This window comes from Actinomadura sp. WAC 06369, assembly GCF_003947565.1.
Lineage (GTDB): Bacteria > Actinomycetota > Actinomycetes > Streptosporangiales > Streptosporangiaceae > Spirillospora > Spirillospora rifamycini.
The window spans coordinates 1-16,420 of record NZ_QHJN01000171.1 but is presented as its reverse complement, the minus strand read 5'-3'; the positions used below and the strand labels follow the sequence as shown (position 1 = coordinate 16,420).

17 protein-coding genes are annotated in these 16,420 nt (G+C 72.5%); 8 read left to right on the top strand and 9 right to left on the bottom strand.

Features of this window, described 5'->3' with window-relative positions; genetic code table 11:
• The first annotated feature begins 107 nt into the window (after positions 1–107).
• From DMH08_RS32580 to DMH08_RS32570, 3 genes are all read left to right on the top strand, one after another.
• The gene (locus tag DMH08_RS32580) at positions 108–533 is read left to right on the top strand and encodes an HIT family protein (protein WP_026405418.1); all 426 of its coding nucleotides are present in this window, start codon (positions 108–110) and stop codon (positions 531–533) included.
• 1,024 nt (positions 534–1,557) lie between these two features.
• The gene (locus tag DMH08_RS32575) at positions 1,558–2,271 is read left to right on the top strand and encodes an ATP-binding cassette domain-containing protein (RefSeq protein WP_125619849.1); all 714 of its coding nucleotides are present in this window, start codon (positions 1,558–1,560) and stop codon (positions 2,269–2,271) included.
• Positions 2,268–2,957 carry a hypothetical protein gene (locus tag DMH08_RS32570; protein ID WP_125619847.1) on the top strand — a complete coding sequence of 230 codons (690 nt, stop codon included), beginning with the start codon at positions 2,268–2,270 and terminating at the stop codon, positions 2,955–2,957. Before DMH08_RS32575 ends, DMH08_RS32570 begins: the two co-directional genes overlap by 4 nt.
• A 10-nt stretch (positions 2,958–2,967) precedes the next feature.
• Here the strand turns inward: DMH08_RS32570 and DMH08_RS32565 are convergent, their stop codons facing one another.
• The 3 genes from DMH08_RS32565 to rlmN form a co-directional block, all read right to left on the bottom strand.
• Complete coding sequence (locus DMH08_RS32565; protein WP_158642430.1) at positions 2,968–3,795, bottom strand: DUF1963 domain-containing protein; 828 nt, start codon at positions 3,793–3,795, stop codon at positions 2,968–2,970.
• A 63-nt stretch (positions 3,796–3,858) separates the two neighbouring features.
• Positions 3,859–4,371: a DivIVA domain-containing protein gene (locus DMH08_RS32560; protein ID WP_125619843.1), complete on the bottom strand. Its 513-nt coding sequence runs from the start codon at positions 4,369–4,371 to the stop codon at positions 3,859–3,861.
• Positions 4,372–4,428: 57 nt separating this feature from the next.
• Positions 4,429–5,595: a 23S rRNA (adenine(2503)-C(2))-methyltransferase RlmN gene (gene rlmN / locus DMH08_RS32555; protein WP_125619841.1), complete on the bottom strand. Its 1,167-nt coding sequence runs from the start codon at positions 5,593–5,595 to the stop codon at positions 4,429–4,431.
• 110 nt (positions 5,596–5,705) lie between these two features.
• Between rlmN and DMH08_RS32550 the strand changes: the two genes are divergently transcribed.
• Positions 5,706–6,848 (top strand): suppressor of fused domain protein, encoded by a 1,143-nt coding sequence (locus DMH08_RS32550; RefSeq protein ID WP_125619839.1) that lies wholly within the window; start codon positions 5,706–5,708, stop codon positions 6,846–6,848.
• 37 nt (positions 6,849–6,885) lie between these two features.
• Here DMH08_RS32550 and DMH08_RS32545 read toward each other — a convergent pair whose 3' ends face one another.
• The 5 genes from DMH08_RS32545 to rpsB all read right to left on the bottom strand — a co-directional run bounded on the left by DMH08_RS32545 (position 6,886) and on the right by rpsB (position 11,099).
• Positions 6,886–7,752, bottom strand: a complete 867-nt coding sequence (locus DMH08_RS32545; protein ID WP_026405413.1) for a phosphatidate cytidylyltransferase — start codon at positions 7,750–7,752, stop codon at positions 6,886–6,888.
• Positions 7,752–8,309 (bottom strand): ribosome recycling factor, encoded by a 558-nt coding sequence (gene frr / locus DMH08_RS32540; RefSeq protein WP_026405412.1) that lies wholly within the window; start codon positions 8,307–8,309, stop codon positions 7,752–7,754. Before frr ends, DMH08_RS32545 begins: the two co-directional genes overlap by 1 nt.
• A gap of 110 nt (positions 8,310–8,419) precedes the next feature.
• Positions 8,420–9,199, bottom strand: a complete 780-nt coding sequence (gene pyrH / locus DMH08_RS32535; RefSeq protein WP_026405411.1) for a UMP kinase — start codon at positions 9,197–9,199, stop codon at positions 8,420–8,422.
• Positions 9,200–9,257: 58 nt separating this feature from the next.
• Positions 9,258–10,094, bottom strand: a complete 837-nt coding sequence (tsf, locus tag DMH08_RS32530) for a translation elongation factor Ts (RefSeq protein ID WP_026405410.1) — start codon at positions 10,092–10,094, stop codon at positions 9,258–9,260.
• Positions 10,095–10,175: 81 nt separating this feature from the next.
• Positions 10,176–11,099, bottom strand: a complete 924-nt coding sequence (gene rpsB, locus DMH08_RS32525) for a 30S ribosomal protein S2 (protein ID WP_026405409.1) — start codon at positions 11,097–11,099, stop codon at positions 10,176–10,178.
• Positions 11,100–11,490: 391 nt separating this feature from the next.
• Between rpsB and DMH08_RS41225 the strand changes: the two genes are divergently transcribed.
• A complete protein-coding gene (locus DMH08_RS41225) occupies positions 11,491–12,231 on the top strand; it encodes a murein hydrolase activator EnvC family protein (protein ID WP_199748114.1) in 741 nt (246 codons plus the stop codon).
• Between the two features lie 17 nt (positions 12,232–12,248).
• Here the strand turns inward: DMH08_RS41225 and DMH08_RS32515 are convergent, their stop codons facing one another.
• A complete protein-coding gene (locus DMH08_RS32515) occupies positions 12,249–13,217 on the bottom strand; it encodes a tyrosine recombinase XerC (RefSeq protein WP_125619837.1) in 969 nt (322 codons plus the stop codon).
• A gap of 156 nt (positions 13,218–13,373) precedes the next feature.
• On the opposite strand from DMH08_RS32515, the gene DMH08_RS32510 reads away from it, so the two are divergent.
• The 3 genes from DMH08_RS32510 to dprA all read left to right on the top strand — a co-directional run.
• The gene (locus tag DMH08_RS32510; protein ID WP_199748115.1) at positions 13,374–13,727 is read left to right on the top strand and encodes a YraN family protein; all 354 of its coding nucleotides are present in this window, start codon (positions 13,374–13,376) and stop codon (positions 13,725–13,727) included.
• A complete protein-coding gene (locus DMH08_RS32505; RefSeq protein ID WP_125619835.1) occupies positions 13,728–15,275 on the top strand; it encodes a YifB family Mg chelatase-like AAA ATPase in 1,548 nt (515 codons plus the stop codon).
• A partial coding sequence (gene dprA / locus DMH08_RS32500; RefSeq protein WP_125619834.1) for a DNA-processing protein DprA occupies positions 15,272–16,420 on the top strand: 1,149 nt, incomplete at its 3' end. The genes DMH08_RS32505 and dprA, both read left to right, overlap by 4 nt.

The following is a 16,420-nucleotide window of genomic DNA, read 5'->3' as shown; positions in this document are numbered from 1 at the left end:
CGGGCATACGTAATCTGCGCATGTCTCGTGGGCTCGGAGATGGGTATAAGCGCCAGCAGCCCCGCCGCTGCACCCCCGACCGGCTCCCTTCCGGCAGAATGCCACCCATGGCTGACTCCGGCGGCGCCTGCGTCTTCTGCGAAATCGTGAAGGGAGAACGCCCCGCCCACATCGTCCTCGACACCCCGGAAGCGATGGCGTTCCTCGATGCTCGTCCGCTGTTCAAGGGCCACACCTTGCTGGTCCCCCGCACGCACCGCGAGACCCTGACCGACCTTCCCCCCGAGGAACTCGGCCCCTTCTTCGCCCACGCGCAACGACTCGCCGCCGCGATGGAGTCGGCCCTCGACGCCGCCGGCTCTTTCGTGGCCATGAACAACCGGATCAGCCAGAGCGTCCCCCATCTGCACGTCCACGTCGTCCCCCGCAACCGCAAGGACGGCCTCCGCGGATTCTTCTGGCCCCGCCACAAATACGACTCCGACACCGAAGCCGCCGCCTACGCCTCCCGCCTGACAACCGCCCTCACCTGACCCCCGCCACACCCCGCCCCAGCCCCGGCGAGCCTGAGCAGGAGCGTCGTGCTTCGGAGCAACCAAGCCCTAAGCAGTCCCAAAGCAGACGCAGGGCGAAACCAAGCCGAGGCACCGGACGATCCTGAACGCAAACAGATTCGGCGCAGGACGCGAACGGAACAATCGCCCGGAAGAGCCCCGCAGACGCACAGCAGCAGGAAAACGGCGAGGCCAGACGTCCAGTTACGGAGCCGGTCACCCAACCGCGAGGCAAACCACGCAACCACGAGGCCAGTCACCCAACTCCCAGGGCCAGTCACCCAACTCCCGGGGGGCGGTCACCCAACTCCCGGGGGGGCGGTCGCCCAACCGCGAAGCCGGTCATCCAATCGGAAAGCCGATCGTCCAGCCGCGAGAGCCGACCACCGACCCGCGAAGCCACCCGCACAGCCGCGAGGCGAGTCACCCGAGCGCGAGAGCCGGTCACCCAGCCGGAAGCCGTGCACGCCACTGCCAAGCCGCTCGCCAGCGGGACGGGGCGCGCGCCGGGCAAGGTGGGCGGGCAAGGTGGGGCTGGCGTACTGGTACGACCAGCACCCGGCCACCCGGCGGACTTGGCGAACTCGGCGGGCCCGGCACCGGATTAGGACAGGCGTGCGCCCGTCCCATCCCGGTCCGTCACGGCTTGCGGCCCACCCCCGCCGAGGCCAGTCCGTGCGGGAGTCCGTCCCCATTCGGACGGGCTGACAGGGACGGGCGCGTCGGCGCTGCTGGGACTCGCTGCGATCGCCGCCCCCGCCCTGTTCCACGTCACATGCACCGCCCTCGTGTTCGGCCCGTCCTGCGGTTCGGCGGCCGCGCCGGTTGGCGTCCACGCCATGCACGCGGGCGGCGGGCGCGCGGGTCGCCGTCCCGCCGGTGGGGCTGGGCGTCGGTGTGCTGCTCGGTCCTGCCGTATTCGCCAGGGTTGGCGAATGGGCGGTCGGGGCGTCTCCCCTTGCGAGGGCGGAGGAAGGGCATTCGGCTTCGCTAGGGTGCGGGTGTGCTCTTCAAAGATGTGGCCTTCCGGTACCGGAGACGGGGTCCGTGGATTCTCAAGGGCGTCGACCTCACCTTGGAGCCCGGGCGCATCATCGAGGTCACGGGGCGCAACGGAGCGGGGAAGTCGACCTTTCTCCGGCTCGTCGCCGGTTTGCGACGGCCGGGGAAAGGCGCCGTCCGGGAACGGCCCGACCGGGTCGGGTACGCGCCCGAGCGGTTCCCGGTCGACCAGCCGTTCACCGTTCGTTCTTATCTGACGCACATGGCCTCCATTCGGGGTTGCCGGGCGGACTCGGTCGGCGAGTGGGCGGATCGGCTCGGTTTCGAGCAGCTGCTGGATGTGCGGTTGCCGGAGCTGTCCAAGGGCAGCGCGCAGAAGGTCGGGATCGCGCAGGCCCTCCTGGACGATCCCGAACTCCTCGTGCTGGACGAGCCGTTCGCCGGGCTGGACGCCGCCACGCGCGACGCGCTCCCCGGACTGATCGGCGACCTCGCCGCCGGCGGGACCACCGTCGTGGTCAGTGACCACCAGCGGTGCATCGAGCCGCTGCCCGACGTCGAGCGGCTGCGCGTGGCCGACGGCACGGTCACCGCCTTGGACGTGACCGCACCCGCGTCCGCGATCCTCGAGGTCGTCGTCCCCGAGGAGGAAATCGACACCGTGGAGGCGAAGTTGCTCGCGGACGGCTACCGGGTGCGGAGGCCCGCGCGATGATCGCGATCGCCCGCTTCCAGGCGGCGGCCTACATCCGGTCGCTGCGTGTGCTGCATCCGCTGATCCTCGTCGTCCTCGTAGTGGCCCTGGTGCTGGCGCAGGGGCCGAGCGGGCCCGAGGCGGACGCTCTCGCAGTGGGCACGTTCGGCGACGTGGCGGCGTTCATGTTCCCGGTGTGGGCGTGGGCGGCCCGCGCCCTGCTGGACACGCAGCCGGACGAGCAGCGCGCCCTGACGGCGTCCGCGGCGAGGCACCGGTGGGCGCCCGTCTGGGCGGGGCTGCTCGCCGCCTACGGCATGAATCTGTGCCTGGGGATCGTGACATTGGTGATTCCTCTCGTTCAGGCGGTGTCGTCGGGGTCGCCGGGCCCCGCGGTGACCGCGGGGCTGGCGCTGAACGCGCTCGTGGCGGCCGCGGGCACACTGCTCGGCGCGTGGACGAGCCGGGCCGTCCTCCCTTCTCCCGGGGTCGCGTTGCTGGCGCTGCTCGGCGGCGCGAGCGCGCTGGTGCTGTTCGGCCTCGGGCCGCTGTCGCCCGTCTCGGTGCCGATGATCAACTGGCTGCGGGCGGTCCACGACGGGCCGGACGCCTTCGTCGCGGACTTCCCTGGCATCGCCCTGCATCTGGTGCTGTGGACGGCCCTGGTCGGTGCCGCCTACGTCGCCACGGACCGGTTCCGCTCCTGACGCCCGGCCGTCAGGCGGCTTGGACGGTCAGCCATGCGTCCTCCAACGGGTGTTCGCGGCGGCCGCAGAAGTAGACGCGGCCGGGATCACCCCAGTACCAGCCGAGGCGCGGGTCCGAGTCGAGTTGCAGGAGGAGGTGCCATTCCTCGGCGGCACGCGCCTCCTCCGGCGTGAGGGCCGGGGATCTCGGGGTGTCCAGTGCGCGGCCGGTGGAGGCGTACAAGCAGTCGGGCCCGATCGGCCGCTGCACCAGCGTCGGCCAGCCGCCGAGCTGGTGGGCCGGCAGCCCGCCGGGGCGGATGTGCCGGGACCACACGGCGTGCAGTTGCTCGTAGACGGCGAGCAGGCCCGGATAGCGCAGCTCCAGGCGGCGGACGGCCGGTTCCTGCGGGGACGGGAGGGACAGGAACGGCGCGGCGTGCAGACGCGTGCGGGGGAAGGCGACCGCGCCGGGCGGCGGGGAGGCGCGTTCGACGGCGCCGGTGAACACGCGCCACCCGTCGCGCTGGGCGGACTCGTCGCCCCAGGGCCGCGGGACCTCGCTGGCGTAGTAGAAGGCGGCGGTCCCCGCGGCGGGAACACCGGGGATCTCGCCTGGCGAGGGGAGGCCGGCGAAGTCGATGGCGCCGAGGAAGTCCAGGGGGCGGCCGTGCCATGTCGGCCACGGCTCGCCGGGCGGGAGGAGCGGGACGCCGCCGAAGTCCACGGGGGTGCCGCCCTCCGCGGCGAGCCGGAGGGCGGGGCGGGTCAGGGGGAGCGCGGCGGCGAGCATCTCGGGGCTGACGAAGCGCTCGAACAGGTGACGCAGCCGCCTCCGCTGCGCGGTGAGATCGTCCATGCACATAGCGTTGCGTGCCGCGGACGGCCTCACCACCCCGCCGCAAAACTGTGGATAACTTTGTCAGCGGCGTTCGAGGGCGTCGGCGAGCCGGGCGAGGAAGTCGTCGACCTCCTGCACGTCGTAGCCGGGCCCGAGGCGGATCGTCCGGAAGATGCAAGCGCGGACGTCGGCGGGCGTCACCGGCGGGGCGGCGCCGCGCAGGCCCGCGATGACACGCTCCAGGAACGCGTCGACGTCCCGGACGTCATAGCCCATGCGCATGCGGACAGCGGGGAACCGCGCGTTCTCGATCCAGGAGACCAGCCAGCCCGGATGGACGCGCGGACGCCCCGCCCGCTCGCGGATCGGCCCGGCAGCCTGCAACTCGCGGATGCACTCGCTGACCAGTTCGTCCACCGTGCGGGGGTCATAGCCGCGCAGGACGATGTCGAACCGGCGGGCGCGGACGTCGTCGGCGGTCAGCGGCGGGCCGCCGTTCAGCGCCCCGCGGATCTCCTCGAGCAGGGCGTCCACCTGGGCCCGGTCGTAGCCGCGCAGGACGATCGGCGGCCGCGTTCCCTTCTTCCCCCGCACACGTGCTCCTCAGCAGCTCCCCGCGTCCGCGGGGTGCGGGGAGCACACCGCGGGCGCTCAGTCCCTGGTCGAGGCGGCCAGCTGCCCGCAGGCCCCGTCGATCTCCCTGCCCCGAGTGTCGCGCACCGTGACCGGGACCCCGTGGTGCTCCAGCCTCCGGACGAACTCCCGTTCGTCCTCGGGCCGGGACGCGGTCCACTTGGATCCCGGCGTCGGGTTCAACGGGATCAGATTGACGTGTGCGAGGTGCCCGCGCAAGAGCCTGCCGAGAAGATCTGCGCGCCACGCCTGGTCGTTGACGTCCTTGATCAGCGCGTATTCGATGGAGACGCGGCGGCCGCTGCGGTCGGCGTACGCCCACGCGGCGTCCAGCACCTCGGCGACCTTCCAGCGGTTGTTGACCGGGACGAGGTCGTCGCGCAGTTCGTCGTCCGGCGCGTGCAGGGACACGGCGAGCCGCACCGACATGTCCTCCGCGGCCAGCTTCTCGATGGCGGGGACGAGCCCGACGGTCGAGACGGTCACCGACCGCTGCGAGATGCCCAGCCCGGCGGGCGCCGGGTCGGTGATGCGGCGGACCGCCCCGATCACGGACTTGTAGTTCGCGAGGGGCTCGCCCATGCCCATGAACACGATGTTGGAGACGCGTCCGGGTCCGCCTGGGACGCGCCCGCGGGCGAGTGCGCGCGCGCCCGCGGCGACCTGCTCGACGATCTCGGCCGTGGACAGGTTCCGGGTAAGCCCGGCCTGGCCGGTGGCGCAGAACGGGCAGTTCATGCCGCACCCGGCCTGGGACGACACGCACATGGTGGCCCTGTCCGGGTACCGCATCAGCACGGACTCGAACAGGACGCCGTCGAACGCCTTCCACACCGTCTTGAGCGTCTTGCCGCCGTCGCAGTCCATCTCGCGGACGGGCGTGATCAGCGACGGCAGCAGCGCGGACACGAGCCGGTCGCGGGCCGCGGCCGGCAGGTCGGTCATCTCCGCGGGGTCGTCGACCAGCCGGGCGAAGTAGTGCCGCGACAGCTGGTCGGCCCGGAAGGGCTTCTCCCCCAGCTCGGCGACCGCCTCCCGGCGCTCCGCCGGGGCGAGGTCGGCGAGGTGCCGCGGCGGCTTGCCGCGCCGCGGGGCGGCGAAGACCAGCTTCGCCGGGGTCTTCTTGGGCGCGGACCCGTCCGGCTGCGCGGCGGTCCCGGTGGCGGGCTCGGTGGTGGCAGACATGGTCCTTCCAGTGTCGCAAACCCACGCGGGTGCCTCGTCCGTCCGACCGGCCCGAACCCGGACGGACCAGGCGACTGCGCATGATCTCCCGGGCCACTAAGGTCTCGACCATGTCGGTTCTGCGCAGGGGCGCCGCCGCGGCCCGGCGCCGGGGCACGACCGTCGTCCACGCCGAGTCCGGCCCGTACGGCAGCCGCCGCCTCGTCGTCGAGAGCGACGGAACCGTCACCGCCGCCTATCTGAAGGACGCCGGGGAGTCGGTCGTCGGGGCCGTCTGGGTCGCCAACCACCGCGCCGCCCCCGCCGGTCTGGACCGGGCCCGCCTGGACGCGGGCGCCGCGCCGCTCCTCCCCCGGTCGCACGTCCGCCACCCGGACGGACGGGACGCGCTCGACGCGGGCGCCCTGGAGACCGTCTGGTTCGAGGAGGGCGACGGCGTGGCCGTCCTCGAAGCGGGAGAGCCGCTGTTCGTGATCCCCGGATGGTCCGATATCGGGCGCGGCATCCCCGGTTACGCCCGGGACGCCGCCGAACAGAGCCCGTTCGCGTTCCCCCTCGCAGAGGAGATCGACCACTTCGGACCACGCTTGGACCGCGCGCGCGTCCACTGGAAGGCTGCGCGCGCCGAAGGGGCTTGGGCGGAGTACCAGCAAGCCGTCCTCGGGCACCTTCTGCAACGGCTCGGCCCCGGCGGGCACTACTGGCACGACATCGGACGACGCTCAGGCGGCGGAGGCGGCACATTGCCGACCGTCGGGGTGACCGAGCGCCCGCCACAGGACGATCGGGAGTTCACCGTGTTGAGCACGGTGGGGATGAGTCGGCAACGGATGCCGACGATCGAACTGTACGAGGAGGACGTGTCCCCTCACGCCCGGATCGAACTCGCCTTGGCCGCCACCCTGCCCGCACGGTCGGCGGGCAGCATTTTCCCCTGGCTCGCGCCGTGTCCGTGGCGGACGGTGACCTGGTTCGCGCCCGGCGACGTCGTCAAGTGGCCTCACGACGACCGCCCTTTCCCCTTGGGCGCCCAGGGATCCGGTTGGGAAGCCGTCCTGCTCCTGGAGGACCCCGCGCGTCTGGCGGGCCCCGCCCCTCCCGTGCTGGCGGGCTTGACCGTCCAGGACGATCCCGTCCGGTGGCTGTGGCTCGTCCCGATCAGCGCCGAGGATCACCGTTTCGCCAGGGCGGAGGGTTCGGAGGCGCTCGTGCGGCGGCTGGCCCGCGAGGGACGCACGTGGGTGGTGTCGTAGCCCCGCCCGCGCACGCGCCCGGCGGCCGGGGCGCCGATCACGAGGTGGGGACGAACAGCTCCAGCAGCAGCCAGACCACGGGGGCGGTCGCCACGAGGGAGTCGAGGCGGTCCATCACGCCGCCGTGACCGGGCAGGAGGGTCCCCATGTCCTTGATGCCGAGGTCGCGCTTGACCATCGACTCGATGAGGTCGCCGACCGTCGCGGTGACCACGACGGCGAGGCCGATGACGACGCCGTGCCAGACCCGTCCGCCGTCCAGCAGCCACCACACCAGCCACCCGCCGACGACCATGCAGGTCAGGGCGGAGCCGCTGAAGCCCTCCCAGGTCTTCTTCGGGCTGATGGTCGGCGCCATCTTGTGCTTGCCGAGGAACGACCCGGCGAAATATCCGCCGATGTCGCTGGCCACGGTCGTCGCGATGAAGATCACGATGCGGTGGTCGCCGTCGTCCGGGGCCATCAGCAGCGCCACGATACCGCCCATGAGGACGAGCCAGCCGCTGGTCAGCGCCCCCGCGGACACGTCCCGGACGTAGCCGTCCGACCCTTCCGTCATCCGTGTGACGAGCAGGGCGAGAACCGTCAGGGACACCGCGGCGACCACGGCGGTGGAGCCCCAGATGTAAGCGACGACGGGGGTCGCCACCATCCCCGTGGCGACCGGGATGAACGGCACCCGGATGTCGCGGCTCTTGAGCGCCTCGGTCAGCTCGCGCATGCCGAGGAACAGGAAGAGCACCATGACGCCAAGGAAGATCTCCTTGACGGTGTACAGCGACACCAGGACGAGTGCGCCGAGGCCGGCGCCCACGCCGATCGCCATGGGGAGGTTGCGCCCGGCTTTGCCCGCGCGCGGCTTATCCGGGGAGCCCGTGGGCTCCCCGGCGTCGTCGAGTTCCATCACACTTCGAGCAGTTCGGCCTTCTTGTGCTCGAGCAACTCGTCGATCTGCGCCGTGTACCGGTGCGTGGTGTCGTCGAGTTCCTTCTCCGCACGGCGGACCTCGTCCTCGCCGGCGTCGCCGTCCTTGGCGAGCTTGTCGAGGGCGTCCTTGGCGCGCCGCCGGATGTTGCGGATGGAGATCTTGCTGTCCTCGGCCTTACCGCCCGCGACCTTGATGAACTCCTTGCGGCGCTCCTCCGACAGCTCGGGGAAGACGACGCGGATGACGTTGCCGTCGTTGGTGGGGTTCACGCCGAGGTCGCTCTCCCGGATGGCCTTCTCCACCGCCTGCATGGACGACTTGTCGAAGACCTGCACGATGACCAGCCGCGGTTCGGGCAGCGTGAAGGACGCGAGCTGGTTGATCGGCGTCGGGGTGCCGTAGTACTCCGCGGTGATCTTGCTGAACATCGCGGGGGTGACCCGGCCGGTGCGGATGGCCTGGAAGTCCTCCTTGGCGACCGCGACCGCCTTCTCCATCTTCTCCTCGGCTTCGAGGAGGGTCTCGTCGATCACTGTGACTCCCGTGTCATCTGGTCGGCCGTGTACCTGGTGCTGTCCCCGCGGCCTCTCCGCGCGGGAACCGTGCGCGTGCACGGCTCCCGCGAGGCGCGGTCGCGGCGCGGTCAGCCCTGTGCCGGGCTGACCAGCGTGCCGATCTTCTCACCCCGGACGGCCCGGACGATGTTGCCCTGCCCCAACAGGTCGAAGACCACGATGGGGAGCGCGTTGTCCATGCAGAGGCTGATGGCCGTGGCGTCCATGACCTTCAGTCCCCGCTGTAGAACTTCACCGTAATCCAAATGGTCGAACTTGACCGCCTCTGGATTCTTGCGGGGGTCGGCGTCGTAGACGCCGTCCACCTGGGTCGCCTTGAGCACGGCCTCCGCACCGATCTCCAGCGCGCGCTGGGCGGCGGTGGTGTCGGTGGAGAAGAACGGCTGGCCGAGCCCGGCGCCGAAGATGACGACGCGGCCCTTCTCCAGGTGCCGGATGGCGCGCCGCGGAATGTACGGCTCGGCCACCTGGCTCATGGTGATGGCGGTCTGGACGCGGGTGTCGATGCCGAGCTTCTCCAGGAAGTCCTGGAGCGCGAGGCAGTTGATGACCGTGCCGATCATGCCCATGTAGTCGGCGCGGCCGCGGTCCATGCCGCGCTCGGCCATGACCGCGCCGCGGAACATGTTGCCGCCGCCGCACACGACCGCGACTTCGACGCCGTCGCGCACCGCCTCGGCGATGCCCTCGGCGACGTGCTGCACGATCTGCGGGTCGATGCCGAGCGGGTCGCGTCCGGCGAACGCCTCCCCGGACAGCTTCAGCAGCACCCGTCTCCAGCCGGCGCCCGGCGCGTGCCGAGCGGACGACGAGGCCGCCGTCGCGCTAGTGGTCGTCTTGTCCGGCACGTCGGCGGCCTCCTCGTTGCGTCCGTCTTCTAGCCTGATCCCCGTTTCCAGGGTGCCCTCAGACCTGCCCGACCTTGAACCGGGCGAACCGGACGACCTTGACACCGGCCTCGTCCAGCACCTTCGCGATCGTCTTCTTGCCGTCCTTGACGAACGCCTGCTCCAGCAGGACGAAGTCGCGGAAGTAGGCGTTGACCCGGCCCTCGACGATCTTCGGGATGGCCTGCTCGGGCTTGCCCTCGTCGCGGGTGAGCTGCTCGGCGAGCGCCCGCTCCTTCTCGATCGCCTCGGCGGGAATCTCGTCGCGGTTCAGGTACTTGGGCGCCATCGCCGCGATCTGCTGGGCGACGTCCTTCGCGACCTCGGCGTTCTCGGCGTCCAGCTCGACCAGCACGCCGGTGGTCGGCGGCAGCTGCGGGTCGGACTTGTGCAGGTAGCTGGCCACGTAGGCGCCCTGGAAGTGGGCGAAGCGGCGCAGCTCGAGCTTCTCGCCGATCTTGGCGCTGTTCTCCTCGATCAGGGCCTGGACGGTCTTGCCCGGCTCGATCTCGGCGGTCAGCAGCGCGGCCACGTCGGCGGCGCCGGCGGTCGCGACGAACCGGACGAGACGGTCGGCCAGCTCGATGAACTGCGCGTTCTTCGCGACGAAGTCCGTCTCGCAGTTCAGCTCGAGCATCGCGCCGTTGCCGGAGTCGGCAAAGTACTCGGCGACGAGGCCGTTGGCCGCGGTGCGCTCGGCGCGCTTGCCGACGTCCTTGGCGCCCTTGAGGCGCAGCAGCTCGGTGGCCTTCTCGAAGTCGCCGTCCGCCTCGGTCAGGGCGTTCTTGACGGCCATCATTCCGGCGCCGGTCAGGTCACGGAGCCGCTTGACGTCAGCGGCGGTGAAGTTCGCCATCGCTCTCTTCGCTTCTCTCGTCGTTGGTCGTGGACCCGCGACGATCCCGGCGGCCCGTCACGGGCCGCCGGGATCGCGGGATCAAGCCTGCTCGGCCTCGGCGCTCGCCTGCTCCGGCTGGGCGGGAGCCTCGGCGGCCGCGCCCTCGGAAGCCGCGGGGGCCTCGGCGGCCTCGGCGGCGGGGGCGGCGTCGGCGGCCGGGGCGGCCTCGGCGGACTGCTTCTCCAGCAGCTGGCGCTCCCACTCGGGCAGCGGCTCGGCGGCGGACGCGGCGCCCTCGGCGGGCTTCTCGTCGCCGCCGGCACCGGCGCCGGCGCGGGCGATCAGGCCGTCGGCGACGGCGTCGGCGACCACGCGGGTCAGCAGGCTGACGCTGCGGATCGCGTCGTCGTTGCCCGGAACCGGGTAGTCGACCTCGTCGGGGTCGCAGTTGGTGTCCAGGATCGCGACGACCGGGATGCCGAGCTTCTTGGCCTCGTTGACCGCGATGTGCTCCTTCTTGGTGTCCACGATCCAGATGGCGCTCGGAACCTTCGCCATGTCGCGGATACCGCCGAGGGTGCGCTCCAGCTTGTCCTTCTCGCGGCGCAGGCCGAGGAGCTCCTTCTTCGTCATGCCGGAGCCGGCCACGTCGTCGTAGTTGATCTCCTCCAGCTCCTTGAGCCGGGTGAGCCGCTTGTGGACGGTGGAGAAGTTGGTGAGCATGCCGCCCAGCCAGCGCTGGTTGACGAAGGGCATGCCGACCCGGGTGGCCTGCTCGGCGATGGCCTCCTGGGCCTGCTTCTTGGTACCGACGAACAGGATGGTGCCGCCGTGGGCGACCGTGGCCTTGACGAACTCGTAGGCGCGGTCGATGTAGGACAGCGACTGCTGCAGGTCGATGATGTAGATGCCGTTGCGCTCCGTGAGGATGAAGCGCTTCATCTTCGGGTTCCACCGGCGGGTCTGGTGGCCGAAGTGGACGCCGCTCTCCAGGAGCTGCCGCATGGTGACGACGGGTGCCATGGCCCGTGCTCTCCTTCTCTGGCCCTGGCGGGCCGCATTTGGTTGTCTGCCTGCGCCCGGGCGCCGTCCCACCGTCGCCGGCGGCGACGGACCGAGGGGCGGCACCCCACCAGGTCGGTGGCATGCGGACGCGTGAAATCAGCCGCCGGGTGCTCCCTGGCGGCTGTGGCCCGGTCTCCCGGGCCGCGGCCCCTCCGCTCACAGGTAGCGGCTTCTCGCCCGTCCGACCGCGTGGTCGAAAGAGTAACGGCCTGGCCTCGGCCGGTGTCCTTTTGGAGCACCATCACAGATTATCAGGGCCCGGAGGGCTCCGGGAATCAATGAAGTCGGAGGTTATCCACAGGCCGCGGAAGCGGCAACGACCGGCGCGCTCCCCCGGCACGCTTCGGGCATGACCTTGTTCACACTGCTCCTCACCTGCGCGATCACGGCCGGGGCGCCGAGCCCCGATGTCTGGAGGTGGCCGCTGGGCCCGCCCGCACCCCAAGTCCTGCGCGGCTTCTCGCCTCCGGCGTCCCCCTGGGGCGCGGGCCACCGCGGGGTCGATCTCGCCGCCCGTCCGGGGGATCCGGTGCGCGCCGCCGGGCCCGGACGGGTGTCCTTCGCCGACCGGCTCGCCGGACGCGGCGTCGTCGCGATCACGCACGGGCGGCTCAGCACCACGTACCTGCCCGTCCGCCCGAGCGTCCCCGTCGGGCGCCGCGTCACGCCCGGCACCGTGATCGGCAGAGTCGAGGCGGGCGGCTCGCACTGCACCTCCACCTGCCTGCACTGGGGCTTGCGCGACGGGCGCGTGTACCTGAACCCGGTCGACCTCGTGCGCCGCGAGATCAGGCTGCTCCCGCACTGGTCCCCGCCGCCCGCTCCCCGCGAACGCGCCGAGCCCGCACCCGCCGAGCCGCGCATGGGGCTGCGGGACGCCACGACGGCCACGGGCGGCGCGCTGACCGGCATGGCCCTGGCGTACGTCCTGGCGTTCCTCTGGCGCCGCACCCGCCCGCGTCCGCGCGCCCGCCTCCGTGCCGGCGGCTTCCGCGCCGGCCGTCTTCGCGCCGGTCGTCTCCGGCCGCCCCCTCCGCCGCCGGGCGTCATCGACCTGTCGAAGGAGCGACGCCTGCGCCGGACCCCGTAGTCCTCGATCGGCGGACGCTAGTCGTCCAAGCCCCCGCGCGGGTGGGCTTGACGGTGCACCCGCTTGAGCCTCTCGGACGAGACGTGCGTGTAGAGCTGGGTCGTCTGCAGCGAGGCATGGCCGAGGATTTCCTGGACGCTCCGCAGATCGGCTCCGCCCTCCAGGAGGTGCGAGGCGGCGCTGTGCCGCAGTCCGTGCGGCGCCATGTCGGGCATCCCGCCCACCTCGGCGATGCGCGCGTGGACCATCCGCCGCGCACTCGTCGGATGCAGGCGACGCCCGCGCGCGCCCAGGAACAGTGCGGGCCCGCTGTCCTCGTCCGCCAGCGCGGGACGCCCGGCGCGGAGCCAGTCCTGGACGGCGCGGGCGGCGGGTTCGCCCATCGGCACCGTCCGCTCGCGTCCCCCCTTGCCCAGCACGCGGATCGTCCGGTGCCCCGTGTCGAGGTCGTCGACGTCCAGGCCGCAGAGTTCGCTGATGCGCACGCCCGTCGCGTACAGGACCTCCAGGACGGCGCGGTCCCGCAGGCCCAGCGGGCCGTCGGCGTCCATCTCGTCCAGCAGCCGCCCGGCGTCGTCCCGGGTCAGCACGGCGGGCAGGCTCCGGCGCCGTTGGGGGGTGCCCAGGAGCAGCCCCGGATCGCTCTCCAGGACGCCGATCCGGTGCAGGTGGCCCGTGAACGCGCGGGCTGCCGCCGTCCGGCGAGCGAGCGTGGCCCGCGCACGGCCCATCGCGTGCTGCCGTGCCAGCCAGGCCCGCAGCAGCCCGACGTCCAGGTCCGCGGGCCGCGTCGCTCCGGTCTCGGCCGCATGGGCGCAGAGGTCCCGCAGGTCCCCGAGGTACGCGCGGAGCGTGTGCGGCGAGACGTCGCGCTCCGCGCGCAGGCGGCGTCCGAACTCCGCGACGGCCGCCTCGAGCTCGCCGCCCGCGTCGACCGCGTCGTCTTCCGCACGTCCGCCCGTCCCGCGCCCGCCCGTGTCGTCCACAGCCGCCACCGTGCGACGCCGTCCCCGAGGAAGCAAGCACCCCACGCCGGGTTTCGACCGTCCGACCCGCAATGTCCCGCGGAGTTATCCACAGGGTGCCGTTCCGGTTACAGCCGGTGTCCGCATTGGGGAGCGTCGGGATCGGAGGTGAGGTCCGTGAAACAGCACATCGACTTGGGGCGCCGCGGCGAGGACGCCGCCGCCGGATACCTGGCCGGCATCGGCTGGACGATCCTCGAACGCAACTGGCGGTGCTCCGAGGGGGAGATCGACATCGTCGCCCACGACGGCCGGGTCCCGGTCGTCTGCGAGGTGAAGACGCGGAGGTCCACCCGGTTCGGCGACCCGCTGGAGGCGATCACCGAGACGAAGGCCGCCCGGTTGCGCCGGCTGGCCTGGCGATGGGCCGCCGCGCACGGCGCCCGCGGCACGGCCGTCCGGGTGGACGTGCTCGGCCTCGTCGCCGACGGTGACGGCTTCGCCATCGATCACCTGCGGGAGGTGTGCTAGATGACGCTCGCCAAGACCCGCTCGGTGTCGCTGGTCGGCGTGGAGGGCTTCCTGGTGGACGTCGAGGCCGCCATCACCAGCGGAGTGCCCGGCCTCCACCTGGTCGGCCTGCCCGACACCGTGCTCAGCGAGGCGCGCGACCGCGTCCGCGCGGCGATCTTCAACTCGGACGAGGACTGGCCCAACCGCCACGTGACGGTCTCCCTGTTCCCCGCGAGCATGCCGAAGAGAGGCTCCAACTTCGATGTCGCAATAGCCGTGGCGTTGCTCGCCGCGGCCGAGGTGGTCCCGGCCCGCTCGTGCGGGGGGCTGGTGATGATCGGCGAACTGGGGCTCGACGGCCGGATCCGCGCCGTGCAGGGCGTCCTGCCCGCCGTGCTCGCCGCGTCCCAGAGCGGCTGCCGCACGGTGGTCGTCCCGCACGCCAACGCGGCCGAGGCCCGGCTGGTCCCGGACGTGGAAGTGGTCTCCGCGCGGACCTTGCGCGGCCTCCTGTGCCTGCTGCGCGACGAGCCGCTGCCGGTCGAGGAGGCCGAGGACGAGCCGGTGCTCGGCAGCCGCCTCGCCGTCGGCCGGAAGGAGATCTCCCCGGACGTCGATCTCGCCGACGTCCGGGGGCAGGCCGACGCGCGCCGCGCCCTGGAGATCAGCGCCGCCGGAGGGCACCACCTCTACTTTTCGGGGCCGCCGGGCTGCGGGAAGACCATGCTGGCCGAGCGGCTGCCGACGCTGCTGCCGCCCCTGGAGCCCGACTCGGCGCTGGAGGTCACCACCATCCACTCCGTGGCGGGCACGCTTCCGCCGGGCCAGCCGCTGATCACCCAGCCGCCGTTCTACGCCCCGCACCACACCGCCAGCCGCGTCGCGATGGTCGGCGGCGGCTCCGGCAGGACGCTCCAACCGGGCGCCGTCTCCCTCGCGCACCGGGGCATCCTCTTCCTGGACGAGGCGCCAGAATTCCAGCACGGCACTCTGGACGCGCTCCGCCAGCCCCTCGAAGAGGGCCAGGTCCGGATCTGCAGAGCCGAGGGGACGGCGACGTTCCCGGCGCGCTTCACGCTCGTCCTGGCGGCCAACCCGTGCCCGTGCGCGGCGGCCAAGCAGATCGACTGCTCCTGCGCCCCGGGGATACGTCGCAAGTACGGGACCCGCATCTCCGGCCCCCTGCTGGACCGGGTCGACCTGAAACTCGAACTGACGCCCGCCAGCCGCGCCGAACTCCGGTACGACCTGGAGTTCGCCGAGACGAGCGGGGTCGTCGCCGAACGGGTCCTCGACGCCCGGGAACGCTCGCTCAAGCGGCTCTCCGGCACCCCGTGGCGCTCCAACTCCGAAATACCCGGGCCGGAGCTGCGCCGCCGCTTCGTCCCGTCCGGCGAGGCGATGCGGAGCGCGGACGACGCGCTGCAACGCGGGACGCTCAGCGCCCGGGGCCTCGACCGGATCCTGCGGGTCGCCTGGACGATCGCCGACCTCGCGGGGCACGACGAACCCGAGGCCGACGACATCGGCGGCGCGCTCGGCCTGTGGTCGGCGGGGCGCCCGTGAACACCGAACGCGCCGCCCGCGCCGCACTGACCGCCGTCGCCGAACCCGGCGACGCCCTCCTCAACCGGATCATCGACCGCGTCGGCCCCGAACGGACGCTGGAGTCGGTCCGCACCGGCCGTCCGCCCGACGACGTGAGCGTCACCGAGAAGGAGGCCGCGCGCCTCGAGCACTGGCGGATCCGCCTGGTCGCCGCCGCCCCCGAACAGGACCTCGCCGTGTGCACCGAACTCGGCGGACGCCTGATCTGCCCGGGAGACCCCGAATGGCCCACCACCCTGGACGACCTCGGCGGCGAACGCCCCTACGCGCTGTGGCTGCGCGGCCCCGCCGACCTGCGAAGAAGCTGCCTGCACTCGGTCGCGATCGTCGGATCCCGCGCCGCGTCCCCGTACGGGCTGCACGTCGCCGCGGAACTGGCGGCGGAACTGGCCGACTCCGGCTGGACGGTGGTCTCCGGCGGGGCCCTCGGGATCGACGCCGCCGCCCACCGCGGCTCGCTGGCGGCGCAGGGCCCCACCGTCGCGGTCCTGGCGAACGGCTTCGACGTCCCCTACCCCGCGTCGAACGAGGGGCTGTTCACCGAGATGGCCCGCCGCACCGTCCTGGTCAGCGAGTCGCCGCCCGGCACCCATCCGCACCGGCTCCGGTTCCTCGTCCGGAACCGGGTGATCGCCGCGCTGTCCCGCGGCACGGTGATCGTCGAAGCCGAGGCCCGCAGCGGCGCCCTGAACACCGCTTCCTGGGCCCGCAGGCTCAACCGCGTCGTCATGGCCGTCCCCGGCCAGGTCACCTCGCGGACCTCGGTCGGTGTTCACCGGCTGCTCCGCGAGGCGGGCACACTCCTGGTCACCCGCCACGAGGAGGTCGTCGAAGCCGTCGGCCGCATCGGCGAGGACCTGGCCCCGGCCCCGCGCACACCGGTCCTCCCCCGCGACCGCCTGGACCCCGTGACCCGCTCCGTCCTGGAGGCGTTCCCCGCCCGCGGCCACGCGGGCCCGGCCCAGCTGGCGGCGAAGGCCGGTGTCCCCCTGCCGACGGTCAACGCCAAGCTCGGCCTGCTCGCCGCCGGCGGCTTCGTCGAACGCGCCTCCGCCGGCGGCGAGCAGGCCGAGCTTGGCGTTGACCGTCGGCAGGGGGACACC